The sequence below is a fragment of the Synechocystis sp. FACHB-383 genome (assembly GCF_014698605.1).
In the GTDB taxonomy this organism is placed as follows: domain Bacteria; phylum Cyanobacteriota; class Cyanobacteriia; order Cyanobacteriales; family Microcystaceae; genus Synechocystis; species Synechocystis salina.
The window spans coordinates 35361-60293 of sequence record NZ_JACJTJ010000053.1 but is presented as its reverse complement, the minus strand read 5'-3'; the positions used below and the strand labels follow the sequence as shown (position 1 = coordinate 60293).

The following is a 24933-nucleotide window of genomic DNA, read 5'->3' as shown; positions in this document are numbered from 1 at the left end:
CTTGTAATAAAAATTTATGATTGAACCATATAGCGATTGGGCTATTCTAGCAATTTTTGTTTTTCTGTATAGTTTGATTGCAGGAAGATTATCCAAAACGTGGCTGTCCGATGCAATTATTTTTTCAGGTTTTGGCTTACTCTTTGGAGCTTTTGGACTCAATCTAATTCAATTCAATGTCACCTCGGAAAATCTCAAAACGATCGCCGAATTAACCCTGGCGTCGATTTTATTTACTGATGCGGCCAATGCAAATTTAAGCATATTACGGAATAGCTTGCGGTTACCCTGGCGTTTGCTGGCGGTGGGACTGCCCCTCACGATTGGACTGGGTTTTATCGCTGGCCAATTCTTATTTCCCCAATTTAGTCCAGCGGAAGCGGGCATTCTCGCAGTGATGTTGGCCCCCACCGATGCCGCCTTGGGAAAAGCAGTGGTCACCAATCCCCAGGTTCCTGACAATATCCGTGAAGATTTGAATGTGGAAAGTGGACTCAATGACGGTATTTGTGTCCCGCTTTTATTTACATTACTGGCGATCGCCAATCCAGATCAGACAGATACCAACAATACAGCCAGTTTATTATTTAACCTCTTCACTCAACAGATCGGTATTGGGGCTTTAATTGGGGCCAGTTTTGCCGTAATTGGAGTACAACTTAGGAGCTTTTGCCTCCAGCGGGATTGGATCGCCGACGATTGGCAACCGGTTTTGCCGATCGCCCTAGCCATTGCCTGTTTTGCCAGCGCTCAACACTTAGGAGGTAGTGGTTTTATTGCCTGTTTCGTGGGGGGATTGACCCTGGGGGGGATGATTAAAAAAGAAAAAGAAGACTTGCTGATTGCCGCCGAAGCCACCGGGGATGCTTTATCGTTGATTACCTGGGTTATATTTGGCGCTAGCGTTGTTCCCTTTGTGATCAATGAGCTAACTTGGTCAGCCTTTTTTTATGCGGTGTTGAGCTTAACTATCGTCCGTATCCTGCCTGTATTTTTGGCTGTTTTAGGGATGGGGTTAGACCGTTGGAGCACATTGTTTGTAGGTTGGTTTGGCCCCAGGGGATTGGCCAGTATTGTCTTTGCGGTTATCGTGCTGGATGAAAAATTACCCCATAGCCGCGATATTGGCATTATTGTTGCCTGCACCATTCTACTAAGCGTTTTGGCCCACGGCTTTAGCGCAACGCCCCTAGCCAATTGGTATGGTCAATGGAGTCGTCGCCAGAGTGCTCAACCCTGACAGGCATCGCCGCCGCTTTGAACAAATGATTGCAAATCTACAAAAAATTTGTGGACACTTAACTTCGGTTATCCCCCACCCTAATCTTCTCTACTCTTTATCTCTCCCTAGGCGACGCTGTATTTTAGGGTTTCTGGCTGGGCTGTCGGCTTGTGTATGGTTAACAGGTTTCAACCTACCTGCCCAAGGGCAACTGATCAACCTGCCCAGTAATGTCTCCGTGCCCCTCAGTGATGTGAGCCAAGAAGGGAATCTAGACATTGCCAAAGTTAAGCTGGATGGCAAGGTACTTTTTGCCATTGCCGCTCCCACAACCAATCAGTCGAGCGATGAAAACACCGTTTCTCCCATTCAGCGACGGGTTAAGAGTATTAACTATAACCTCACCAAAATTGTTAGCGATGGCTTTGATCCCCAATCCCTAAGCATTGACCCTGCGGTTTTGAACAATCAAACGGTGTTGGTGGCATCGGATCAAAATTGGGGGCCACGATATTTATTAACCGTCACCCCGGCTGATATTGAGTTAGATGAACCAATCAGCATCGATGGCACAGCCCAGAAATGGTCTGAAATTATTCTGCAAGGGTTATTACAAGCCCAGAGGGAAAGACAAGTACCCTATCAAAAACAACAAATTCCGCTAATTCTTGCCCTGACTACGGGGATACTAATTGCCAGTGAGATGATTAGACGGCTACAAAAATGGCGGCGATCGCAGCGTCTTCGTCTGGAACACTATCGACAAGTATTACTAACATCCAAAGACAACCATGATTTTGCGGATGCTTCTCCGGCAGAGTTGGAGTTAGACGAAACCTTTATCCGTGAGTCTCAGAAGGCTTGGTATCACAGTTATTTGCCTCGGATTTCCGTTGAAAGTCGGCTTGAATGTTTATTGATTTTGCGACCCCTGTTGTTTGCCATGCAACTCAGTCTTTGGTTTGGGGGAGGGGGCTGGATTTTGAATCGGTTTCCCCAAACTCGCACCGTCGGTGATTGGTTAATCCGATTTCCCCTAGCTTACATTGGCATTATGCTGGGAATTTTGTTATCTAAGCCCATCTTAGATAGCATTTGCCGCTTGATTTTAACCCGTATTGTTGATGTTATTCAAGAGAAAGGGATAGAATATCCTCGCTTAAAAATCCGTTCAATTACGATTTTTTGTGTTTTAAAACAATTCAATATTTACTTAATTTTAATATTAGGCTTTTTATTATTTTCCTATTTCATTAATATTTTATATTTTTCCCTCATTATCTTAGCGGGACTGGCTTTTTTGGTTCAAAATGTTCTCCAAGATTTTGTCAAAACCTATTTTATTTTGTCGGAGGATCAGTACGGACTGGGAGATATTGTTCAAATTGGGGAGGTTTCCGGCACGGTGGAACGAATTTCTCTCCGTAATAGCCAACTTCGCACTGTTTGCGGTGATTTGTTTATTGTTTCCCATAGTAGCTTTGACAAAATAACCAATTTTACCCATGGTCAATCGGGGATTAAAGTTTTGATTGATGTTGCTTACAGCACAGATTTAGATCTGGCCATTACGGTGATCAATCAAGTTGTGGAAGACATGCAACAAGATGAGGTTTGGAGTAAGTATGAAATTCAGTCAGACATGAAAGGGGTAGACAATTTTGGCGATAATAGTATTACGATCTTTTTGGTTTTAAAAACGAAACTGAGTGAGCAATGGACAGTGGTACGAGAATACCGTCGGCGTTTGAAGTTAGCGTTTGATCAACAGGGAATTTCTATTCCTTTTCCCCAACGATCTATTTGGTTTGAAAATAAGTTGACAATGGTTGACTCTTTGATGAAAAATAGTCAAAATAATGATCAGGCCTTGATCCGTGAAAGTGGACAAGAAAGTTAAATAAATTGGTCGCTTAACTATAGATTGCTGAAGCTATTTCTGGACAAAGATTTAGAATGTCAAATTGCTGATTCATCTAAATTCTATGTTTGATAAGCGTTTCATAAAATCATCCTTTTTTAAGACCAGTACCCAATAAATCTATCTACAATGTGAATAAATTGATCGCCTATTTTAAAATAAAGGTGTTGTTTTCAGGAAAAAGTAAGGTTTGAGTAAATCCACTTTTTTCACTAAACTTGTTTGGGTTAAAGGAGATGGCCGGATAAATCTTACCAGTACGATAGGTGATTCCTTGAAACTGCTTGGTGGTCAGTTTAAGACTTCTTGATCCGTTGCACTGGGCATCAGAGTGATGGTTTGGTGGGGAATGCCAACCCGAATTTCAGCTTTATCAAAGGCCTGTTTCACCCGCTGCCGGAATTCCAGCCCCACATTCCACTGTTCACAGGGCTAGGTTTTGATTATTTGTGAATTTACATTGTCATAAAGATTAGTTGTCGAGGTTACCATATAGAGAAACTAAGCGAGCAATAATTACAGTTAGAAAAATTGCCCCAGCCATTGCTTCAAAATTTGCGAGAAGCATCACCCACCTTCCTGTGGGAATAATACCGCCATAGCCAACAGTGGTTAAAGTAATTAAACTAAAATACATTGCCAAATTCCAAGGCTGTAATTGATATTCCCTGACGTCATTAATTTTGAAAGAATGGGGATCTATTTGCCAAATCATAAAATAAATAAAGGACCAGATAATTCCGATAAAAAGATAGGCAATAATCGCCAAGATGATAATGTTACTGGTTACTTTTTGTCTATGGGCTAATGCTTGAACAGTGGCGAACCATTCGTATCCAAAAACTGAAATTTTAATGACAGTAGCAGTGGCCAAGAAAAAAGCACTAAAACTAGGAATCCACTGAAAGTGGAATATCGAATCAAATAAAAAAGAAATTGAAATTAGGACAAATATAATTTTTGCTCTTTTTTTAGAATAGACACGATCATGACGATCAAAATCTCTAAGCGAAATTAAGAATATGGTAGCTAAAAAAGTTATATTAACAAAGAACAACTCAAACGTATTTTTGCCAACAATCGCAATCGCAATACCAATTACGGTAATAATTAAGATAATGTAAGGGTTTGTCAATGGTTTGAGCATATTCTTTTTATTATTCGACAAATTCCAGAAGCGTTCTTAAGATTCGGAGGAGCCGAAACAATGGCTTTGGCAATTGCCTTAGTCTCTTCGAGATTGAACATTTTGATATTCTCCCTTGTGCCAGTAAAAATTGAGTCATAATTCCTCACATTTTGCTTAAAAATTCATAGATTTAACTATCACTCCAATAAAACTAATTAATCCAATTACCAACAGTGCTACTCCAACAATTTCCGCACTGTAGGATGTTTCATAGATATAGCTATTACTTTCAATTTGCTTGAGTAACTTACGGTGTTGTTTTAACCCTACAAACATCCCAAACATTCCTGTACCAATAAAGGATAATCCTACAATAACTGAAAATCTTACTGGATTAAGATGATGTTCAATGTGGATATTTTCAATTGATCTCACGATGGTAGGGATTCCAAAACCAAAACTAATTAATGATAGAGATGTGCGAATCCAAGCCATTAAGGTGCGATCGGCGGCGGCTCGACTACGATATTTAGCTAGTTCAGTACGATCTGCAGCTAAATCATTGGTAGAAGACTGCTTGGGAGTTTGACTCATAATTGATCAGTTTTTTTAGGGTAATTTGGCTAATTTGCGCTTATGGTAAATTGAGTAAAGAACACCAAAAACAGCTCCCACCATTAAATAAGCCACTATTGTTGGTATTACTTGTTTTTCCAGACCATTTAAAATAGTGATAAATAAAGCTAAACCAATATTACGAGCAATACAGGAAATTGCTAGGATATACCTATGATCTTCATCGGGGCCTCCTAAAACGTGTCCAATACCCATAGAGACAATCACCATAATAGTGATCGCAACTAATGGTAATCCCCAAAGTTTAAACAACAAAGGAAATCCAATAATACAGGCTAAGATAACTAGTACAAAAAAAAGAAAATTAGCGATAAATGTTAAAGATTTTTCAACTTTTACTGCATAATTAGCCCCAAATTTTTGCAGTAAAAGACCTAGACTAACGGGTAAAAGTTGCACTATAGTCACTTGTTTAGCGACATCTAACATAGTTGGTTTTTCGGGAATACTTTGAAATAGGACAGTAAAAATAGCTAAAGTCAGAGGGGTAATAATAACCGCAAGTAAAGCCAGAGTTAGCTGAAGACTAGCAGACTGACTAGATTTAGCTCCCGCCATTTTGGTTCTTTTTGTGGTCAGAGGCGCACCGGGAGAGGCTGCTAAAAAGACTAATCCCATCGCTACTCCCAAAGGTAAGTTAAATAGTTTCAGAAGTGCCACTACCACTAGGGGAACCAGCACAACAACTGCTAATAGCGCACGAAATAGTAAAGCAGGTTTGCGCCAAAAAGAAAACATTGTCTCCAAAGAAAACTTGATTCCCATGGCTAACATTAGGGAAAAAATTGTAACTTTGACGATTATGAGCAAAAAAGGATGGTTCATGACTTAAATGCGAAGATTTGTCGCCAATCATTTTTCATGCTGATTACGAACCAACCTTCTTTCTTGGCTTCATCGTACAGTGCCTGAGGGAAGGTTCCGACCCTGGTGTCGGGCAGTCCTTGGGCTGGACCGTAGGCGTACTCCCGTTTTGCGTCGTCGTGCAGCACAAGCATTGATAACCTTGCCCCATCCCCTGCCTTGGTGTATTCCAGCATCTGGCGATCGCCAGTCGAGTTACCAAAGGCGGCGTAAGGTCGGCGTCCGATCATCAGGTGGATGCCTTCGGGTTTACCGGCATTGTTGTCGTTAAGGAGCAGTTTCGGTTCTTTAGTGAGCATTGGCTGACCGTTTTCGTCATAGCCATACTTGGTGCTACCCGCAGTGCCGACTACCTGCTCAGGGGGAATACCGTAGGTCTGCTCTGAGTAAACCCTTACGAAGTCTTGTCCCCCCCCCGTAACGATATAAGTCTTGTAATCGTTAGCACGCAGGTATTTCAGCAACTCCTGCATGGGCAGATAGGTGAGTTCAGTGTAAGGTCGATTCCATCGAGGATTTTTAGCCGTTTCTAGCCATTTTTTAGCTTCAGTTTTGAACTCATCCACTGTCATGCCTGTAAGGGTGGCGGCCAGAATCTTTTCAAGATCCGGCAGGGAGAGCTTGGCGATCGCCTCTTTGTTGCCCGAAAGCACGGTTTTAAAGGGCTCAACATCGGCAAGCTTTGGTTTGTCCTTAACCACCACCGGAACACGATCAAAGACATAGTCTACCTGGGTATACATAGGATATTCGACCCATAAAGTTCCGTCTTGATCAAACGTCGCAATCCGCTCTGGTAAGGGGACGAAATTCGGGTTCGATGGGTCGGTTGTTGTTTGCACAAACTCAATAATTGCGCTTTTTGTTGCTCCCTTATTCCAAGAGGGCAAAGGATCGGTGGATTGGGCAAATACCTTACCGAAGTTGGCAAGGTTCCCCATCCATGTCACTACTAGAACGCCCAATAGGGCAATCAGTAAGGTCTTGAGCGAGAATTTTTTCATCTTTTTCATCCTGCGTTTTTGGCTCAGTATTGTGGAACTAAGAAGAAAAAATTTCTATCCTTGGCGAACAGTTCCTTTTTTTTCTTCTCTCTAGAACGGTTGGCTACTTTGCAGTTTCTCTAATACTTGGTCAATGGTGTTTATTGATTTTCTTGAATTAATATCTGAACCTGCATTGCAAGATCGTCAGCATAATTGGGATCGCTGGCAACGCCATATTTATCACTGAGCAAACAGCTGCTAATCGCTGCTTTGACAATTTGTTGAGCCGTGACCTTACCAAATGAATATTGTTCTCCAAGCACCTGATAGCCCGGAATACCCTCTTTTTCAAGGTATCCGCGATAAGCCATCATCGCTAAATTGGCAGGGGCAATATAGGGAAACACTTCTCCGACACATTGAGAAGAAGGACTGTTAGAAGTGGGTTGAGCTTGGGCTGTCAGGGATATCGAGTTAGCGGCGATTAAGCCAAGTAAGATTAGAGGTAATGGTGTTTTCATGGAAATTAAAAGATACTTAATAATTTTCTTGAGCAATAATCTCTATCGGGATAAGTAATCTATAAATAATACAGAAACTATATCATCGCTGAAAGCTTTGTTTGAAAATGGTTACAGATGCTTAAACTGCTTAACCTTTAATTAGTCCCATCTACTTAGGGGTTCCTGATAAAGGTTCCATTACCCGAGCGAGGGAGCAATGGCTAAAAGCCCTGGGGTCATTTTTCCACTACCTGTCGGTTCAGGCTATACAAAAATGGCAAACTTTTGGTCAGTCACCTTTAGGCGATCGCCCCTTGAGGTTTAATCAATTCAATGATGGAGATCGCACTTCCCAAGAGCTACTAACTTCTTAACGTCCTAATTGTTGCAATATCCCTGTATTGATAGCACAGGCATAGAAGAACCCAAAAAACCTTGGGCGTCGCGTGTGAGAATAGCGTCCAATCCCTGCTCGACAGCACAAAAAATTTGAACAGCGTCTTCAAAATCGGCCAAACCAGACCTGAATGCTGCTTCTAAAACGGCTCGGTTGGCAGGACAAATAACCATAACAGTAGGCATTTCTGAGATTGCTTGTCGTGATTGCTCGATACTGCGAGTATGCTTGCGAGCAATATAGAAAATATCCGTAAGCGTTGTTGCTGTCACATGGCCAACAACTTGACCAGTATCAATAACTTGAAATAATTAAGTCTGCGTCTTGAAAAAACGGCTCTCGTTGCAACAAAAAATCTAGGACAATATTGGTATCAACTAAAACTCTCACTACAAATACTTATCCACTCGCCGCTCTTCTAACATTGCAGCCACCTGCTCGTCATTTGGGGCAGGTTGATCTGTTTTTAATAAGCCCCGCATCCGTCGGATCGCACTGGCCTGATCAGCGCCGATAATAGGCTCACTTTGTAATGACTCAATTATGGCACTTACTAATGCAAGGCGATCACTAGATGGCAGCTTGAAGGCTTGCTCCTTTAGTTCTTGCAGTAACATAGCTAACTCCTATGCTTAGAGATCCATAATATATTATGAATGATCGCACTTTCAAAAGCCAAAATGATCGTACTTTTAAAGTTTATTCAGCAACAGGACGGCGATCGCCCCTTACCCGATGAGAAAAAGATCGCCGATTAAGGAAAACTTCTTAACTTATACAAGCAATCGCCCCTTACCAATTCGATAAAAAGCGATCGCTGAAAAGTATCAAGCAAGGATTAATATTGAGTTAGAATTATTGGAAAAACTCTCAATCTGTTCTTTATGTTTTGTGATTAATTGCAAAAGAATTTCACGATTACAATTCCCAATCCGAAGCCAAATTAATTTGGGGGGATGACCGTAAAGTAAAGCCCGCTGATAAAAATCCGAATCTTTAGAAATCACAGTAAAATTATTGTTTCTGGCATATTCCCAAATTATTTCATCAGCAAATCCTTTCATCCCAACATCCCTAACGTGAAGACTATTAGGAAATTCAATGGTAAGTAAACGCGGTAATTTGGGTGATAAATTTTCATCAAACAGTAATTTCATCGGGAATAATCATTAAATGGCGATCTCGATCAGCAGCAAAAGCGAAACAAGCTTGTATATCTTCTAAAGTTAGATCGGGAAAATCATCTAAAACTTCCTCAATGGTCATCCCTCCCCCCAAATAGTCTAAAACATCATTAACGGTTATCCGAGTATTAAAAATACAGGGCTTTCCGCTACGAATGGAGGGATTAATTATAATTCTTTGACGATAATTCATCGTTTTTTCCCAGTAAATGGACATACGAAAATAATTTATGATCGCCCTATAAAATTATTTTCATAAAAGGCGATCGTATTACTTTAATTAAAACTACTCAGAAACTCGGTTATTTCGTTGAGCAGTCTCAAGTTTTTTGATGTCTTCGGGAGACAGTTGAGGACGGTTAATCGTCAAAGTTAATTTGTCGAGTTTGCCGTTAAATTGAAATGGAATTTGATAATCTTGGTCATCGACAGGGGTTCCTGTGTCCGCACCGACATCAAAATTTTCATCCCACTGCAAAATAAGGGGAATTGAGCGTTCCATCGTCTGAGTGGCGACGGTTTGACCATCCACTTTAAGGAGTCCTGTGCCACTTCGACCAATTCCACTCATGCTATTAAAAGCGAGTGTTCCTGCCCCCAGTCCATCATACTTAAAATCAAACTCAAGGGTATGTTTACCGGGAGAGATAGCTTCTTTTCCTTCCCAGCGAGGTCTTTCTAAATCCACCAAATTCCAGAGAAAAACAGGCTTTCCTTTGAGTAAGTAGAACCCATAACCGCCAAAGCGACCGCCTTGGGTGACAATCATGCCATCGCCGCCGCCCGCCGGAACATCGACCTCTGCTTTAAAGTTGTAGGAAGCATTAAGAATGGAAGGGGCATCTCCATTGGGTGTCCCCGTAATTTCTCCCGAATAGGTAAAGACATTACGACCAGCACTGAGGCTAGGCCGTGGGGCAACGAGACGGGTGGCAACTGTATTATCTAAGGGAAGAACTTGATATTTTTCGGCCTCTTTCCAGAACATCGCCTGCAATTCCTTCAGTTTTTCAGGATTTTTGGCGGCGACATCCTCAAATTGTGTCCAGTCGTTCGTCAAATCATAGAGTTCCCAAGGATAATCAGAGGTTTGTTGATCGACTATCTTCACAATTTCCCAAGGTGGACGCATGACTTTGGTACTCGCAATCCAGCCTTCATGGTAGAGGGCATGGTCTCCCATCATCTCGAAATATTGTGTTTTATGGGGTGAAGGTGCATTGGCATTTTTAGGATCAAAAGTATAGGCCAAACTGACCCCTTCAATGGGTTTTTGAGGAATACCATCGACGATTTCTGGCGCAGAAATCCCCGTTACGTCAAGAATTGTCGGCACGATGTCAATAACATGGTGGAACTGATTGCGAATGCCACCTTTATCTTTGATCATCTCTGGCCAAGAAATGGCCATGCCCTGCCGCACTCCGCCGAAATGGGAAGCCACCTGTTTTGTCCAAGAGAAGGGGGTATCAAACGCCCAAGACCAATCAACGGACATGTGGGGATAGGTTTGATCTGACCCCCAAACATCGTAAAAGTTCTTGAGTTGGTCTTCAACAGGCACATTGACACCGTTAAAGGACGCTACTTCATTGGGTGTTCCAATTAGGGTTCCTTCGGCACTCGTTCCATTATCTCCGTTGATGTAGACGATGAGGGTATTATCCAACTTACCCATATCTTCAACGGACTGAATTACCCGTCCGATTTCGTGGTCGGTATAAGCGACATAGGCGGCGAAAACTTCCGCTTGATGGATAAACATTTTCTTATCGTCTGCGGATAAGGTATCCCATTGTTTGAGCAGATCATCTGGCCAAGGGGTTAACTTAGCATTTTGGGGAATGACACCGAGTTTTTTCTGATTTTCAAAGATAGTTTGCCGTAATTCATTCCATCCTTCGTCAAACAGGTGCATATTGTGGATTTTCTCAATCCATTCGGGGGTCGGATGATGGGGCGCATGGGTACCACCGGGGACGTAATAGACAAAGAAAGGTTGATCGGGGGCGACGGCGTTAACCCGATTCATGTATTGAATGGCATCATCGGCCTGGGCCGTCGTCAGATTCCAATTTGATTTGCCAAGATAGGGATAAATCGGGGTGGTATTGCGAAAGAGATTCGGTTGCCATTGGCTCGTATCCCCCCCAACAAAGCCATAAAAGTAATCAAATCCCATGCCCGTTGGCCACTGCTCGAAGGGGCCAGCTTGACTGGCTTGAAAGGCTGGGGTGTTGTGATCTTTGCCAAACCAAGAAGTGGAGTAACCGTTATCTTTAAGAATTTTGCCAATGGTGGCCTTTTCCCGGGGAATAATCGAGTTATACCCAGGATAGCCCGTTGATTGTTCAGAAATTACGCCAAATCCGACAGAGTGATGGTTTCGTCCTGTAATCAGTGCCGCCCGTGTTGGGGAACAGAGAGCCGTTGAATTAAAGTTGGTGTAACGCAGACCATTGTTAGCGACGCGATCAAGAGCAGGGGTGGGAATGACCCCCCCAAAGGTACTGGGAACGCCAAACCCCGAATCATCGGTCATAATCAGCAAGACATTGGGGGCGCCTTTGGGTGGAACAACACGGGGCGGCCAGAAAGGTTTGGAGTCTTGAACACCGCGGTTGATCACGCCGCCAAATTTAGTTGAGGGCGGGGGCAATTGTTCCCCGCTGACGGTTATGGTTGAGCTAGGGGAACCGGGTACACCGTTGATTTTTTGGGCTAATACGGGAAACCACCAAAAGCCAGAGGTGACGACCATCACTAGGGACAAAATTGCCGCGATTATCGGCCGGAAACGGTCTGGCAGCAGGCGATTTATCGAAGAGAAAAATTTATGCGTCATTGGGAATTAATGAAAAAACGTAAGGGATGAATAAAAACTAAGGTAATTAAGGAGCAGGAATCACCCGATAATAAACCCCATTCGCACCATAGGCAGGACTAAACCAAACCCCGTTGTAGAGATAATAAGTTGCATTCCCAATTGTCCGAATTGCAGCCCTTGGGGGTAAGGTCGGACAAATTGCGCCCATTACATAGGCTGTACTTTCGGCTCCGGCGGCATAACCTTCTGCATAGGTGGCATTATTCACATTAGCGGTGGCCCCTGCGACATACTAACCCCCACAAGTCGTACAACCCGCTGCGTAAGTGTTGACAACCGTTGGCGAATGATAACCCCCGTAATAGTTTCCGCCGTAACAGTGGTCATAACTTCCCGATGCCGTGCCGCCACGATAACCTGTCCCATGCCAAGAGCCGCGCCCTCCGTGGAAATAGGCTTGGGCCAGGCTAATAGTTAAGGTGCTGAGTAAGCTGCTAATTAAGGCGATCGCCACTAAATCTTCCGTAGAACGGGTTGGGCGATCGCCCCGCAGAAAAGTCCGACAATGATTAAGCGAGAGTAGCGCTTAATTAGTGGGTTGAATTGCTTCATTAAGTTGCTCCTGAGTTAAGGATTTAATTAAATGCAAGGGAAGAGGTTCTTTCCCCATTTTTTGTACTGCCGTATCCGTCAAATAAGGCTTAAATTCCTGCTGTTGATTTAGATACAAATTAAAGAAAGCTAAACTAATACTTTTGAGATAATCATAGGCTAACTCTTGTCCTGGTCCTACAATAAAACCAGGTAACTGATCGGTTCCTTGATCGAATGATAAATGAGTCGAATTTTTCACTAAAAGTAAATATTTATCCTGTTTATTCAGAGCCGCAAAAGGCACAATTTGTTGAGATAAAGGAGGGGCAAAAATATCGGAACTTCCCGCAATAAACATCATTGGTACAGACAGTTGATTAACTCCCTCATTGCCAAAGGCGGGATTAGTCACGGGATTAATGGCAATCACAGCCTTGATTCTGGGATCTTGAAGGTTTTCTACAGGAGGCGCACCTTCGATTCCTTTACATTGCCAGAGTAAGGAAGGATTTAAATTGATTTGATTAGGATCATCCAAAGTGGCACATTTTTTTAAAACATCTGGCCATTGAACCCTCGCTCCACCGATCGCCGTTGCCGTATATCCCCCCAAGGAGTGACCCAAAATCCCCACATTTTTGACGTCTAATTTGCCCTGCCAATTGGGATCAGATTGCATTTTTTGCTCCAACGTATCTAAAACTAAACTCACATCTTTAGGCTGATTCATCCAAGCATTGGGATTGGGAAAAGTATCCAAACCTTTTAAGGCATCAAGCATTCTTTCGTTATCGCTCTCAGGAAAATCAATACCAACGGTGGCAAAGCCATGGGAGGCTAAATGTTTGGCCACATAACTTAAGGCTTGAAAATCAGAATTTAAACCAGGGGCAATAACGATAACAGGAGCAGGTTGGGCTAACCCCTGGGGTAGATAAACAAAGGCAGTTAAAGGATCTTGATTAGGTTTAGGAATCGTTAAGGTTTCCGATGTCCAAGTCGTTTTTCCTGGCTGGGATAAGTCAGATAAATCAATGGAACTATTTGGGGATGTTTCAGCCAAAGCTTGACGGTCTAACCATGCAAACAATCGATCTGCTGTCTGATATAAATAATCGGCTTCATTGATCGTGTTGCGAACTGTTTTTAAATCTAGGTAGAGAGTTGGACTGTCATAATTTTTAAGAACATCAATAATTTTAAAGCCATTGGGATTGACAGCGGCGGAAATTATTGCCCCTTTTAAAAAAGGTTGACTTTGATCGGGGGGACTATTAATCGCTAAGCTTAATTGTCTAACAATTTCTTTACCAAAGCTTGTATTGAAAAATTCAAAAGCCTCTATGGAACTTAAGGGAAAAGATTTGTTGAGTAATGCACGAAATTTTGTTAATTCTTCAGGGGTAAGATGCTTAGCATAAAAATTAAATTCAGGGGTGATTTTACCATCCTGGGCAAAAGTTTCTAAGCTATCGACGGAAATATTAAAATCCCCGAATGGCGCAATGGAAAATTTAATTTCTTCTGCGGCGGAGATAGGGGAAATGGGGAAAAGAGAAAGTAGCCCGAATCCTAACGTTAGCAATGATTTTTGGCTTAAATTGATCATAATTAGTGATAATGGTTTTTTTGATATGGTTAAGCAAACATTTACTTTTGCTTAATTAGGAAAACGGCGGAGTCTATACCTTCTGGTTGCTCCTATAAACTAAACGAAAACCAATGTGGGAAGTTCCTGTATCGGGGGATTGGGCTTCCCTAGCAGAAGGACGATAGCGACTGCAATAATTAAGAGCACATAAAAAGGAACCTCCTTTAATAACGTGCTTGGCAATGCCTGGATCACGGGGATCAAAACTCTCCTGTTCCTTATTTGCAATGGGATCGGATTGATTTGCTTGGTGATCATGGCCCCATTGATACCAGTCCTCTGTCCATTCCCAAACATTGCCCGTCATATCGTATAAACCATAGCCATTGGGAGGAAAAGAGCCGACGGGAGCCGTTCCCAAATAACCATCTTCTTTGCTATTTTTAATCGGAAATTTCCCCTGCCAAGTGTTGGCTTTTTTAGGGTTATAGGTGTTACCCCAGGCAAAAATTTTGTCCTTTAAGCCCCCCCGTGCCGCAAATTCCCACTGTGCCTCCGTTGGTAATGCTTTTCCTGCCCAGTTTGCATAGGCTTGGGCATCTTCAAAGGCAATATGAACAACGGGATGATTATCTTTACCTTTAATCGTACTATTGGGCCCTTCCGGATGCCGCCAATTCGCCCCTGGTTGCCAATGCCACCAACTTAATTCTGTGATCGATTGCCCTGGGGATAAGGCTTGAAAGACAACGGAACCCGGCGATCGCCCTTCATCGGTTAGTTCAGGAAATTGTTCTTTCGACAAAGGCCGTTCAGCCACAGTCAGATAACCTGTCTCTTGTACAAACTCGGCAAATTGGCCATTGGTTATTTCATGGGTATCCAGACAAAAATGGCTAACTGTGACGGTGGCGGCAGATCGTTCCTCTGGCCATTGATTATCGTCGGCTCCCATACGAAAGGTTCCCCCTGGAATTTCCACCATCCCATCCGGACAGGCCCAAGCCACTGACCCCAGGAGCATCCACGCGGCGATCGCCCAACCAATGAGCCAGAATGGTTTAGGAAATATAGCCATAAAGTCTATTTACTTATTCGATTGATTTCGGTAGTTTAAAGAAAAATTTACTGAGATTACCTTTACCCAAATATTGGTCAAGTTCTTGGAAAATATTATGGATTAAAAATACTGTTGAAACACAGAGAAGAATGCCTAAAAATTGATAAAAATTGCGTGTCTCCAAGAATAGCTTCAGGGCAGGCATTAAGGCTTTGGTTTCGTGGTAAGCATGAAAGAGATTTTCAATCACACTCAACACAAAAACAGCTAGGGTATAAACCGAAGTTCTGTAAAGAACTTGAAGATAACGGGGAGATTTAGCAAAACGATTCATCCAAGGCGTCATATCCATAATGGCAACGGATTTAGCGGAAACTAAGGCATAAACCACCACCTTGGCAAACACACTAATATCAACCGCAAACTCCTTCAAAAAAAGCTGCATGATGACAACGATATACCCATAGCCAATAAAGAAAAAAAGGCTGAGGGAGCCAACTTTTTTAAGTTCCTGTTTTATCGCTTTCATAGAAATTAATTGACGCTGTAACCGCGGCCCTCCATACAAGCCGTCCAGGCCCGGTAGTAGGTTTGCAGTTGTTGTTGTTCAGCCTCATTGGTCTGGGTTTGGACTTGAGCCTGTTCATGTTTTTCTTCCCGTCGCCGAAACAATCCTGCTAAAGCCCCTAGTCCGGCACCGATCTCTGCTCCTTCTCCCACATCTCCACTGATCGCCCCACCCACGACACCAAGCAGGGAGCCTTTAGCCGCTCCTCTTACCACTTGACCCTGTTGGGAAGATTGAGCTGTAGTAGTCGGGGATAATTGGGAAGGATCAACCCCCGTTTGTTCTTTTGCCCAGCTATAGCAAGCAAAATGATCCTGTTGTTGTTGTTCTTGGGTTTGTCCTTTGGTCGGGTAGGCAAAAGGTTCTGGGGATTGGGCTTGAGCTTGGGCTAAAACTAAATTCGCAGGTAATAAAAAAGAACTTAAAATTCCCAAGCTAATTCTTTGGATTTTAGGGGTCATGAATACTAGGCAGGTGAAATAGTTGACAAGCTACTAGGGAATTTCTACAAAAACGCAGAAGCGTGCCTGATCTTATAACTTCTACGGCATTGTGTGAATTTTGTTGACCGTCTTGTGCCAAAACCCCAAAATGGCTAGAAGAAGGAACAACCTATTCCCGTTTGATCGAACAGATTCGTTTTGAGCAAACCATTCGCTGGTTGCAAGATCCGGCGGTCAAACTAGGGGATATTGCCAGCCAATTAGGATATAAAAACTCGACCCACTTTGCCCGTGCCTTCAAGCGGTGGACTGGTCTAAACCCCAGGCAATATCGCTTATCGCGGTCAATGGGAACGGGAAGATAAGTCAAAACTATTTAATATCACCGTCTTTGGGCCTAGACTTCTGTGATGACCCCTTTTAAGTCTTTAGTTAACTCTAAAGTACTTTGGCTTGGTGCGCTGGAACCAAAAAACAACTGAGGTGGCCCGACTTTTGGGGTCCACCTCACTCCCAAAAAGCAGGGGAACTGGCCTGCGAAATTTGGGAGTAGTGCCTTGCCTATAACTTTCTAAGCCACGTCGTCGTGGGCAAAGCGATTATAGAGAAAGTCGAGGGCGTAGTTACGCAACTGGTAATAGGTGGGGTCTTCCATAATCCGGTCTCGATCCCTGGGCCGGGCAAAGGGAATGGTCATAATCTCACCAATGTTGGCGTGGGGCCCATTGGTCATCATCACCAGGCGATCGGCGAGGAAAAGGGCTTCGTCAATGTCGTGGGTGATCATCAAAACAGTGCAACGGTGATCGTTCCAGATTTGTAGTAATTCTTCCTGCAATTCCTCCTTGGTAATGGCATCTAACGCCCCAAAGGGTTCATCCAAAATCAACACCTCCGGGCGGATAGCCAGGGCCCGGGCAATGGAAACCCTTTGCTTCATGCCGCCGGAAATTTGCCCCGGTTTTTTATCCATGGCATCAGTTAACCCCACCATGGCCAGATGATCCTTGGCGATCGCCCTTTTTTCTGCTTCTGTTTTTTTGGGGTGGACAGCATCCACCGCAATGTAGACATTTTCTAATGTAGTTAACCAAGGTAGCAGGGCATAGTTTTGGAAGACCACCATACGGTCAGGGCCGGGTTCACTAATAGTTTTTCCCCCTACCTGCACAGAGCCCTCTGTGGGGTTGGCAAAACCGGACACCATATTGAGCAGGGTCGATTTACCGCAACCGGAGTGGCCAATAACGCAAATAAATTCCCCTTCATCAACGGTGAGGTTGACATTTTCTAACACCGTATAGGGGCCTTTGGCGGTGGGGTACACCTTAGAAACGTTTTCAATGGTCAAAAATGGGGCGGTGGGACCATCCAATGGGGTAGAAGTGGACATGGGTCGGTTGGGATTTAAGGTTTTCATAGTTAGCTGTCGAGGAATAATCAGGGGTCATGGGCGTGGATCTGGGGACAGAACCTAGGCAAAAACCGGCGTTGGGGTGGGGTTATTGAGGTGCACTTCGGCAATGGTGAAGTTGCGATGAATGATGGTTTGATTCAGGTAGGCAATGGGGTCATCGGCGTTAAACACTTCTCCGTCAAATAAGGCGATGGGTTGCCGTTGATAGTTGACGTCGTAACCTAATTCCCGGGCGGCGGTGCTAAATACTCCCACTCGACAAACCCGCTCTAAAATCTCCACCCAGTTTCGGGGGAAGGGAATTTCTCCCCAGCGGGCCATTTGGGTCATCATCCAGAGATGTTCGGTGCGAATAGGACGATTGACCTGATCGCCAAAGAAAAGATGGTGGGAGTACTCCACAGGGTTGCCCAGGCTACAGGTGCGACCGTCAGGATCACCGAGGTGGATATAATCAATATTGGTGCTGAGGTATTGACGGGTGGCCAAAAGTTCCCGAATTTCCATTTCATGGTTGGGGTCAGCGCAGTAGGCACAGGCTTCCAACAGGGCTTTCACCAGGGCCACATGGGTATTAGGGTGGGCGATCGCCCAATCTTCCCGCACTCCCAAAACTTTACCGGGGTGATTTTGCCAAATTTCCAAATCGGTGGCGATGCTAAACCCAGCTCCTTCCATGGAGGCCCGCAAATTCCAGGGTTCACTGACACAATAGCCATCAATGGTGCCTGCTTTTAGATCCGCTACCATCTGGGCTGGGGGAATAGTTTTGAGATGTACATCCCGGTCAGGGTTGATATTGTGGGCCGCCAGCCAATAACGCAACAACAAGTTGTGCATGGAGGAAGGATGGACCATGCCCAGGGTGTGGGGATCGCCGTCGGAGGCCAATAGGAGTTGACGAAAATCCTCAGCGGTATAAATGCCTTGGTCGTACAGTTTTTTACTGAGGGTGATGGCGTTGCCGTTGCGGGTCATGGTCAAAGCGCTGACCACGGGAATGGACTGTTCCCGATAACCCCCCGCTGTCAGCCAGGTGGGCATACCTGCTGGCATTTGGGCCCCATCTAAGTAGCCCCCGGCGATACCGTCCACAATGCCCCGCCAACTGGTTTCCCGCACTAAGCTAACTTCATCTAAGCCATGCTTGGTAAAAAAGCCCTTTTCCTGGGCCACCACCAAGGGCGCAGAGGCCACTAGGGGCACATAGCCCAATTCCAAATTGACTTTCTCCAGCCCATGCCTGGCGATCGCCGTGGTTTTTTTGGCCCGTAATTTTTTAATGCGTTTTTGCTGATTAAGAAAATAAATAATCTCACTGCGGAGGCTGTAATAACTGGGATGTTCCACCACTTCCATGCGTTTGCGGGGGCGGGGAATATCCACCTCTAGAATGCCGCCAATGTTAGACCCAGGGCCATTAGTTAACATCACAATCCGATCCGACAACAACACCGCTTCATCCACATCATGGGTAACCATGACCGAGGTGACTTGATATCGTTCACAAATGCGCATTAATTGTTCTTGCAAATTGCCCCTGGTCAACGCATCCAACGCCCCAAAGGGTTCATCCAATAGCAATAATTTCGGCCGAATGGCCAAGGCCCTGGCGATCGCCACCCGTTGTTTCATGCCCCCGGACAATTCACTGGGTCGTTTATCCACCGCCTGGCCTAGGCCCACCAAATTGATGTGTTCCTCAATAATGGCTTTACGTTCCGCCGCCGGTGCCCCCTTCATGACCTCATCCACAGCGAGGGCAATATTTTGCTTCACCGTCAACCAAGGCAGTAAAGAATAGTTTTGGAAAATCACCATCTTGTCCGGCCCTGGCTGATTGATCCGCTTACCTTCCAGGGTGACAATGCCTTCACTGGGCAGGTCCAACCCGGCAATCATATTGAGCAGAGTTGATTTGCCACAGCCGGAGTGACCAATCAGGGAGACAAATTCCCCCTTTTTAATTTCCAAATTAATTCCCTTGAGGGCAACGTACTGCCCCCCATCTGTGAGGGAAAAAACCTTATCGATATTGTCAACAGCAACAAAAAGGCTCATAGCGACTCAAACGATTGATTAATAGGGACAAAATAATTGGGGCGATAGCGATTAAAACGTAAACGTCGTTCGTAGGGCAAAGACACCGGTTGTACTATTACTGGAATCGCCTTCGGGATTGAAAATGACAAACGCACCGGGGGTAATGCTGAGATTGTTGTTGATCTTGTAGTTATAGAAGGCTTCAATTTGGTAGGGAATCGCCCGGTTGCTGATATTGTCAGGTGTTAACGTTGCTCCATTACCGGCCCCAACCCTGGTGAGGGGTTGACCAAACATCAAACCCGCCGTGTTGCCCTCCGCAAAGGCATCGGGGAAATAAAGCCCAGCCATCCAACTAGCAAGATTGGTAAAGGCAGAACCGCTGTTAGCTTGATCCACCATAAAGTAAGCACCATAGGTGGTGAAGTAAATGCTGGGGTTAATGCGCCAAGTTAGGGTCGCACCTACGGAATTAACGTTAACTGGGGTTGTCAACGGTAAACCCCCGAGAGTTCCTGCCGCCGCCCCTGTCAGTCCCGTACCTAAAATATTGATCTGGTGGTAGCTGTAGGCATAGTTCAAACCAAGATCCAGATTTTCGGTGGGATAAAGGGTTAATTGCGTTGCCGCCACAAAACTGCCGTTGAATAGACCCGCACCGAGGGGCGTACCGGGAAAACCTTCATTTTGGGGAATAGCAGCGTTGACAGAGCCATAAAGTGCCCGCCAATCTACCACATCATTGGGTTTGTAGATGAAGCCAGCGGCCGAAGCTAAGCCCGTTTCTGTGGTTCCCCCTGAGACCCGTAGTACGGGGTTGATGGCGAAAGCCCGGGAAAGAGTGCCCTGTCCTTCACTGGCAAAGGGGACAATGGTGGGAAATGCATCGGTGACTTCCGCTTTGGGCCCAACGAAGACGGTGAAATTATCTGCTACCGGGGTGATGTAGAGCAATTTGTACAGACAGACACTGTTGTTGCCACAGCTGGGTTGGAGATTTTGGGGGTTAAAACCAGCAAACTGAGGTTCATAGTTGAAACTGGTCATGCCTTCACCCAAGATGGAGGCATCATTGGGAAAGAGGGTTTCCGCCACACTCCCTGTCCCGGTAATAGGATTGCCAGCGGTAAAGTTGTAGGCCTGTAGCCCCGTAATCAGGGCATCTTTGCCGGTAAAGCTGGTGGTTAGGTTTAGGCGCACCCGATCGTTAAAAACTATCTGGGCAGAGTCGGCGTCCGGTTCTCCTCCGGTGGCACCACTGATGGAGAAAATCACTTCCCCATTCAGTTTAGTGGTGGTGGAAAATTGATGGTCTTCCAGGTAGGCTGTGCGGGTTTCCAAGTTATCCACCCTGGCCCCCAAAGCACTAAGTTCCGTCTGAAACTCTTGGGCTAACCGTTGGAGCTTCTCAATGTCCGCCTTGATCACAGCTACATTTTCTTGCAGTAACCGCTCCATGGTATTCATACAGGCATTGAGCCCAGCAGCAAATTCCCAACGACTTAGGGCTCGATCGCCGCGGAAAGTGCGATCGGGGTAACCCACAATGCAACCGTAACGCTCCACTAAACTCTTTAAGGCTTCATAGGCCCAATCCGTTGGTTGAACATCCCGCAACTCCGAAACCGATGTCACTTGGCCCATGGGCTGGTCCAGCAAAGTAGTCAGTTCCTGCACTGGAGTAATTGCCATGGGATCGACATCCTCGTACAGCATCTGAGCCCCAGCGGAACCAGGGAATGTGGTTAGGCTAGTAACGGTGGCAAATCCTGCGAGCCAAGTGAATCGATGTTGTTTCATTGCGATGAATTCCTCTAATTTTGATCGTGTATAGTTAGCGGTGAATAAAAAAGCTCATGGTCTCTTTTTTTCTCCAAGGCAAATTGTTAACCTCCTGGGGTCAGCGAGTTTGTTACTGTCCTGGGGCAATTAACTTTTGGAGATAGGCAATGCCCCGGTCTAGGAGTAAACCCACCGCACCGATATAAAACACTGCCAAGATGATTTCGCTGATGTAGTTCTGTTGATAGGCATCCCAGATAAAAAAGCCGATACCGACAATGCCCGACATCACAATTTCCGCTGCAATAATTGCCAACCAAGCTAAGCCAATGGCAATACGTAAGCCGGTAAAAATATAAGGTAGTGCTGAGGGAATAAGAATTTTAAAGAAAAACTTTTGGGGAGACAAACGCAATACTTTGCGCACATTAATATAATCCTGCGGAATCTGTTTTACCCCTTCCGTCGTATTAATTAAAATCGGCCACACTGAAGTGATAAAAATAACAAAAATTGCCGCCGGTTGATTCTGCTGCAGAGCTACCAAGGCAATGGGAACCCAAGCCAACGGAGCGACCATGCGCAGAAATTGAAAAATCGGATCAAGGGCCTTATCTACCAAGGGTTGAGTCCCCACCAAAATTCCCATGCTGATGCCGACAATGGCTGCTAGGGAATAGCCCTGGGCTACCCGCCCCAAACTTGCTAGGGTTTGCCAAAACAACCCCTTATCCAACCCCCCTCGGTCGTAAAAGGGATACATCAACAGGGTACGGGTACGGGGATCTGTCCACAAACTACTAGGGGGAGGAAGTTTAATTAGACCCGCCGTGGAAATTAATTGCCACAACAACAAAAAGCCTAAAATTCCGACTATGGGGGGCAAAATATCGCCTCGACGCTTGCGCCAAAACTTTTGTAAGGGATTGGTCCCCGTAGCCCGATTTTTCCTTTGGGGAATGGTAGTGGTCATTATTGTCTCCTTGATAGTAATGGATTAATCATCAACAGTGAAATGGCTTAATTGATAGCTAGTTAGACTTTTTTGATTGTCAAACTTTGCAGATAAGCCGATGGATTAGCCGGGTCAAAGGTAATGCCATCAAAGAAGGTTTCTACGCCTCGGGAAGTACTGCTAGGAATGTCGGCTGTAAACCCTGCTTCCGTTGCCGCTTCTCGCCATATATCTTCCCGGTTGACCTTGTCAATAATCTTTTGAGCTGTATCGAAATCAGGAATGGCATCTTTGTGGAAACCCCAGCGCATACTCTCCGTTAGGAACCATAAATCATGGCTCTTATAGGGATAAGAAACATTGCCAATGCCGTCCTTCCAGTAGAGGGGACCTTTTTGGAAATCATCAATGGCCGGCTGACCATCTCCCATGGTGTATTGACCTTTGAAGGGAGACTCTAAAATGGTGGGGGGAACATTGAAATAGTTTCTGCCGGATACAATCTGGACAACTTCAGGACGATTTTGGGGATCATCAATCCACTGTTGGGCTTCCATAATTCCTTTCAGCAATGCTTTGGTTGCCTTGGGATTTTTATCTACCCAATCCGCTCGAATGGCGAGGTACTCTTCTGGGTGATAGGGCCAAATTTGGGCAGTTAAAGCCGCCATGTAGCCAATATTTTCTGTCACAATGCGATAGGGCCAGGGATCTCCAGTACTAAAAGCGTCCATGGTGCCGTTGCGCATACCCTGAACTGTTTCCGCGGGAGGCACAGCCAGAAGGTCAATGTCAGTGTCGGGATCAACACCCCCGGCTGCAAACCAGTAACGAATCCAAAAATCTTGGTTAACGTTGGGGAAGGTGTGGGCGGCCTTAAATTTGCGGCCATTGGTTTTGTTGAAACCTTTGATATAGTCTGCCGCTTTGGAGATATCAAGGTTTACTCCTTTGCCCTCATGCATTGGTGCCACGGCAATACCATTTCCCTGGGTAATCAATTGCGCCAGGACATACATGGGCACCTTGTTGCCGTTGGTGATGATCCCTTCCGTAATCAGGTGAGGCATGGGCATTTGCCATTGGCCGCCATCAATACCGCCCCCCTGGGAACCAATGGTGACGTTGTCCCTAGCGGAGGCCCAGTTGGCTTGTTTAGAAACTTCCACCCCGGTCATGCCATATTTGGCAAAGAAACCCTTTTCCTGGGCAATGATCAACGGAGCGGATTCCACAATGGGAATGTAGCCCAGTTTAATATTGGGGGTTTCGGGCATCATTTCTGGGCTGATATCCCCGGCCGCTTGGGGGGAAGGGCTAGTGCCAGTGCCGGCGGCGTTGGGATCGGGGGGATTGCCCGTGCAACCCTTCAGAAATAAAGCCCCTGTGGCGGTGGCTGCGGAGGTGAGCAAGAATTTACGTCGATTGAATGATCCCATAACTTTGATTGATATTTTCTATGAAAAAAGGCAGACAGAAAAATGGAATAAGCGCCATGGATATCCCTGGTTTACGGAAGAGCACTGGGGCTCCTAGGCTAGGTAAACCAAGGGACGCTTTAGACTGCCTGCCCGAGGACAATGACTAATCCAAGGGGACTTGAATGTTCTGATTATTAAGGAATCCTAAAAATAGATAAATACCCAATTTTTTATGTAATCTATAGAAGTAGTCTATAAATGTGAGCCACTATGAAAAATGCCACCCTCCACCAATTTGAGGTTTTTGCGGCGATCGCCAGAACGGGGAGTTTCACCAAAGCGGCGGAGGAGTTATTCCTGACCCAGCCCACCGTTTCCCAGCAGATGAAGCAACTCACCAAGGCGATCGGGGTACCGCTGTATGAACAAATTGGCCGAAAAATTTATTTGACCGAAGCGGGGCAGGCGGTTTTACAAGCCAGTGAAAACATTGGCCTTTGTCTTGATCAGTTGCAGGAAGTGATTGCCGATCTCCAGGGATTAAAAAAAGGTAACCTGCGCCTAGCCACCATTACCACTGGTAAATATTTTGTCCCACGACTTTTAGGAGAATTCCGTCAACAATATCCCGGTATTTCCATTTCTCTACAAATTGGCAATCGTCAGCAAATTTTAGAGCGTTTGGCGAATAATTTAGACGACTTATACTTTTTGGGAAAACCGCCTTCTAGTCTTGATATTAATATCCGTCACTTTTTAGAAAATCCCCTGGTGGTCATTGCCTCCCGTCAGCATCCTTTAGTCGATGAAAAGAGAATTTCTTTGGAAAGAATAATCCAGGAACCTCTGATCATGAGGGAGTCCGGTTCAGGAACTAGGATGGCAGTGGAGGAATTTTTCAATGAAAATCGCCTACAGATGAATGTAGAGATGGAAATTAGTAGCAATGAAGCCATAAAGCAAGCGGTTTATGGGGGCCTGGGAATCTCCATTTTATCGTTGTATTCCCTGGCATTGGAGGGAGTTCATGGTCCCCTAGCAGTGCTAGACGTGGAAGGATTTCCCCTACAAAAGCATTGGTATATTGTTTATCAAAAATCGAAGCAATTATCCATTGTTGCTCAGGCTTTTTTGGATTATTTATTTACCCATGATGAAGCAGTTTCGATTGCACAAATTTTCCGAAAACCACTGTAGCCTGAGGCTCAGATTGGCAGAAATAAACACGGCCTACAATTAATCAGAAAACTTTCCCAAACACCGCTCCCAAAAGATTGTTTTAACAGCCCCTCAGTGCTCCGAAGCTTGGGGGGAGACTAGAGAAAAGTTCCTTAGTATGGAGGGATTTAGGGGCAAACTAGGATTTTTTCGACAGACTTCAAATAAAAAA

The 24933-nt window shown here is 45.0% G+C and carries 24 protein-coding genes; 3 read left to right on the top strand and 21 right to left on the bottom strand.

The window, feature by feature from the left end; all coding sequences use genetic code 11:
* Window positions 1–16: 16 nt before the first annotated feature.
* Together H6G45_RS17010 and H6G45_RS17005 are read left to right on the top strand one after the other, a co-directional pair.
* A complete protein-coding gene (locus H6G45_RS17010) occupies window positions 17–1240 on the top strand; it encodes a cation:proton antiporter (RefSeq protein ID WP_190599584.1) in 1224 nt (407 codons plus the stop codon).
* Window positions 1203–3122, top strand: a complete 1920-nt coding sequence (locus tag H6G45_RS17005) for a mechanosensitive ion channel family protein (RefSeq protein ID WP_190599583.1) — start codon at window positions 1203–1205, stop codon at window positions 3120–3122. The genes H6G45_RS17010 and H6G45_RS17005 overlap by 38 nt, the downstream gene beginning before the upstream one ends.
* A 312-nt stretch (window positions 3123–3434) precedes the next feature.
* On the opposite strand, the gene H6G45_RS19910 is transcribed toward H6G45_RS17005, so the two are convergent.
* The 21 genes from H6G45_RS19910 to H6G45_RS16905 form a co-directional block, all read right to left on the bottom strand.
* Window positions 3435–3557 carry a hypothetical protein gene (locus H6G45_RS19910; protein ID WP_277922734.1) on the bottom strand — a complete coding sequence of 41 codons (123 nt, stop codon included), beginning with the start codon at window positions 3555–3557 and terminating at the stop codon, window positions 3435–3437.
* A 58-nt stretch (window positions 3558–3615) separates the two neighbouring features.
* Window positions 3616–4290 (bottom strand): potassium channel family protein, encoded by a 675-nt coding sequence (locus H6G45_RS17000; protein WP_190599582.1) that lies wholly within the window; start codon window positions 4288–4290, stop codon window positions 3616–3618.
* Between the two features lie 156 nt (window positions 4291–4446).
* The gene (locus H6G45_RS16995; RefSeq protein ID WP_190599581.1) at window positions 4447–4866 is read right to left on the bottom strand and encodes a DUF202 domain-containing protein; all 420 of its coding nucleotides are present in this window, start codon (window positions 4864–4866) and stop codon (window positions 4447–4449) included.
* 15 nt (window positions 4867–4881) lie between these two features.
* The gene (locus H6G45_RS16990) at window positions 4882–5733 is read right to left on the bottom strand and encodes a sodium dependent transporter (protein WP_190599580.1); all 852 of its coding nucleotides are present in this window, start codon (window positions 5731–5733) and stop codon (window positions 4882–4884) included.
* Entirely contained in the window at window positions 5730–6785 is a 1056-nt protein-coding gene (locus tag H6G45_RS16985) for an HAD family hydrolase (RefSeq protein WP_190599579.1), read from the bottom strand. Before H6G45_RS16985 ends, H6G45_RS16990 begins: the two co-directional genes overlap by 4 nt.
* A gap of 131 nt (window positions 6786–6916) precedes the next feature.
* On the bottom strand, window positions 6917–7279 hold the full coding sequence (locus H6G45_RS16980) for a hypothetical protein (protein WP_190599578.1): 363 nt from the start codon (window positions 7277–7279) through the stop codon (window positions 6917–6919).
* A 360-nt stretch (window positions 7280–7639) separates the two neighbouring features.
* On the bottom strand, window positions 7640–7930 hold the full coding sequence (locus H6G45_RS19990) for a PIN domain-containing protein (RefSeq protein WP_347338290.1): 291 nt from the start codon (window positions 7928–7930) through the stop codon (window positions 7640–7642).
* Window positions 7931–8047: 117 nt separating this feature from the next.
* Window positions 8048–8275 (bottom strand): hypothetical protein, encoded by a 228-nt coding sequence (locus tag H6G45_RS16975; protein ID WP_190599577.1) that lies wholly within the window; start codon window positions 8273–8275, stop codon window positions 8048–8050.
* A gap of 210 nt (window positions 8276–8485) precedes the next feature.
* Window positions 8486–8815 (bottom strand): DUF5615 family PIN-like protein, encoded by a 330-nt coding sequence (locus tag H6G45_RS16970; protein ID WP_190599576.1) that lies wholly within the window; start codon window positions 8813–8815, stop codon window positions 8486–8488.
* Window positions 8799–9035, bottom strand: coding sequence for a DUF433 domain-containing protein (locus H6G45_RS16965; RefSeq protein WP_190599575.1), 237 nt, complete (start codon window positions 9033–9035; stop codon window positions 8799–8801). The genes H6G45_RS16970 and H6G45_RS16965 overlap by 17 nt, the downstream gene beginning before the upstream one ends.
* A gap of 93 nt (window positions 9036–9128) precedes the next feature.
* Window positions 9129–11687: an arylsulfatase gene (locus tag H6G45_RS16960; RefSeq protein WP_190599574.1), complete on the bottom strand. Its 2559-nt coding sequence runs from the start codon at window positions 11685–11687 to the stop codon at window positions 9129–9131.
* Window positions 11688–11733: 46 nt separating this feature from the next.
* Complete coding sequence (locus H6G45_RS19315; RefSeq protein ID WP_199309831.1) at window positions 11734–11937, bottom strand: hypothetical protein; 204 nt, start codon at window positions 11935–11937, stop codon at window positions 11734–11736.
* Window positions 11938–12255: 318 nt separating this feature from the next.
* On the bottom strand, window positions 12256–13872 hold the full coding sequence (locus H6G45_RS16950; RefSeq protein WP_190599573.1) for an alpha/beta hydrolase: 1617 nt from the start codon (window positions 13870–13872) through the stop codon (window positions 12256–12258).
* A gap of 73 nt (window positions 13873–13945) precedes the next feature.
* Window positions 13946–14932, bottom strand: coding sequence for a formylglycine-generating enzyme family protein (locus H6G45_RS16945; protein WP_242018220.1), 987 nt, complete (start codon window positions 14930–14932; stop codon window positions 13946–13948).
* 13 nt (window positions 14933–14945) lie between these two features.
* Window positions 14946–15443, bottom strand: coding sequence for a hypothetical protein (locus tag H6G45_RS16940; RefSeq protein ID WP_190599572.1), 498 nt, complete (start codon window positions 15441–15443; stop codon window positions 14946–14948).
* A gap of 5 nt (window positions 15444–15448) precedes the next feature.
* Window positions 15449–15943 (bottom strand): glycine zipper family protein, encoded by a 495-nt coding sequence (locus tag H6G45_RS16935; RefSeq protein WP_190599571.1) that lies wholly within the window; start codon window positions 15941–15943, stop codon window positions 15449–15451.
* 553 nt (window positions 15944–16496) lie between these two features.
* Complete coding sequence (locus H6G45_RS16925) at window positions 16497–17345, bottom strand: nitrate ABC transporter ATP-binding protein (RefSeq protein WP_190599569.1); 849 nt, start codon at window positions 17343–17345, stop codon at window positions 16497–16499.
* Window positions 17346–17399: 54 nt separating this feature from the next.
* A complete protein-coding gene (locus H6G45_RS16920; RefSeq protein ID WP_190599568.1) occupies window positions 17400–19403 on the bottom strand; it encodes a nitrate ABC transporter ATP-binding protein in 2004 nt (667 codons plus the stop codon).
* Window positions 19404–19454: 51 nt separating this feature from the next.
* Entirely contained in the window at window positions 19455–21185 is a 1731-nt protein-coding gene (locus H6G45_RS16915; protein WP_190599567.1) for an iron uptake porin, read from the bottom strand.
* 112 nt (window positions 21186–21297) lie between these two features.
* Window positions 21298–22140, bottom strand: a complete 843-nt coding sequence (gene ntrB / locus H6G45_RS16910; protein ID WP_190599566.1) for a nitrate ABC transporter permease — start codon at window positions 22138–22140, stop codon at window positions 21298–21300.
* 62 nt (window positions 22141–22202) lie between these two features.
* Window positions 22203–23561, bottom strand: coding sequence for a CmpA/NrtA family ABC transporter substrate-binding protein (locus H6G45_RS16905; protein ID WP_190599565.1), 1359 nt, complete (start codon window positions 23559–23561; stop codon window positions 22203–22205).
* 252 nt (window positions 23562–23813) lie between these two features.
* Between H6G45_RS16905 and cmpR the strand changes: the two genes are divergently transcribed.
* Window positions 23814–24740, top strand: a complete 927-nt coding sequence (gene cmpR / locus H6G45_RS16900; protein WP_190599564.1) for an HTH-type transcriptional activator CmpR — start codon at window positions 23814–23816, stop codon at window positions 24738–24740.
* Window positions 24741–24933: the final 193 nt, after the last annotated feature.

Excerpts from the sequence above, each read along its gene's own strand:
- H6G45_RS17010 (WP_190599584.1), top strand. The coding sequence starts at position 17 with ATGATTGAACCATATAGCGATTGGGCTATTCTAGCAATTTTTGTTTTT.
- H6G45_RS17005 (WP_190599583.1), top strand. The coding sequence starts at position 1,203 with ATGGTCAATGGAGTCGTCGCCAGAGTGCTCAACCCTGACAGGCATCGC.
- H6G45_RS17000 (WP_190599582.1), bottom strand. The coding sequence starts at position 4,290 with ATGCTCAAACCATTGACAAACCCTTACATTATCTTAATTATTACCGTA.
- H6G45_RS16995 (WP_190599581.1), bottom strand. The coding sequence starts at position 4,866 with ATGAGTCAAACTCCCAAGCAGTCTTCTACCAATGATTTAGCTGCAGAT.
- H6G45_RS16990 (WP_190599580.1), bottom strand. The coding sequence starts at position 5,733 with ATGAACCATCCTTTTTTGCTCATAATCGTCAAAGTTACAATTTTTTCC.
- H6G45_RS16985 (WP_190599579.1), bottom strand. The coding sequence starts at position 6,785 with ATGAAAAAGATGAAAAAATTCTCGCTCAAGACCTTACTGATTGCCCTA.
- H6G45_RS16980 (WP_190599578.1), bottom strand. The coding sequence starts at position 7,279 with ATGAAAACACCATTACCTCTAATCTTACTTGGCTTAATCGCCGCTAAC.
- H6G45_RS16975 (WP_190599577.1), bottom strand. The coding sequence starts at position 8,275 with ATGTTACTGCAAGAACTAAAGGAGCAAGCCTTCAAGCTGCCATCTAGT.
- H6G45_RS16970 (WP_190599576.1), bottom strand. The coding sequence starts at position 8,815 with ATGAAATTACTGTTTGATGAAAATTTATCACCCAAATTACCGCGTTTA.
- H6G45_RS16965 (WP_190599575.1), bottom strand. The coding sequence starts at position 9,035 with ATGAATTATCGTCAAAGAATTATAATTAATCCCTCCATTCGTAGCGGA.
- H6G45_RS16960 (WP_190599574.1), bottom strand. The coding sequence starts at position 11,687 with ATGACGCATAAATTTTTCTCTTCGATAAATCGCCTGCTGCCAGACCGT.
- H6G45_RS16950 (WP_190599573.1), bottom strand. The coding sequence starts at position 13,872 with ATGATCAATTTAAGCCAAAAATCATTGCTAACGTTAGGATTCGGGCTA.
- H6G45_RS16945 (WP_242018220.1), bottom strand. The coding sequence starts at position 14,932 with ATGGCTATATTTCCTAAACCATTCTGGCTCATTGGTTGGGCGATCGCC.
- H6G45_RS16940 (WP_190599572.1), bottom strand. The coding sequence starts at position 15,443 with ATGAAAGCGATAAAACAGGAACTTAAAAAAGTTGGCTCCCTCAGCCTT.
- H6G45_RS16935 (WP_190599571.1), bottom strand. The coding sequence starts at position 15,943 with ATGACCCCTAAAATCCAAAGAATTAGCTTGGGAATTTTAAGTTCTTTT.
- H6G45_RS16925 (WP_190599569.1), bottom strand. The coding sequence starts at position 17,345 with ATGAAAACCTTAAATCCCAACCGACCCATGTCCACTTCTACCCCATTG.
- H6G45_RS16920 (WP_190599568.1), bottom strand. The coding sequence starts at position 19,403 with ATGAGCCTTTTTGTTGCTGTTGACAATATCGATAAGGTTTTTTCCCTC.
- H6G45_RS16915 (WP_190599567.1), bottom strand. The coding sequence starts at position 21,185 with ATGAAACAACATCGATTCACTTGGCTCGCAGGATTTGCCACCGTTACT.
- ntrB (WP_190599566.1), bottom strand. The coding sequence starts at position 22,140 with ATGACCACTACCATTCCCCAAAGGAAAAATCGGGCTACGGGGACCAAT.
- H6G45_RS16905 (WP_190599565.1), bottom strand. The coding sequence starts at position 23,561 with ATGGGATCATTCAATCGACGTAAATTCTTGCTCACCTCCGCAGCCACC.
- cmpR (WP_190599564.1), top strand. The coding sequence starts at position 23,814 with ATGAAAAATGCCACCCTCCACCAATTTGAGGTTTTTGCGGCGATCGCC.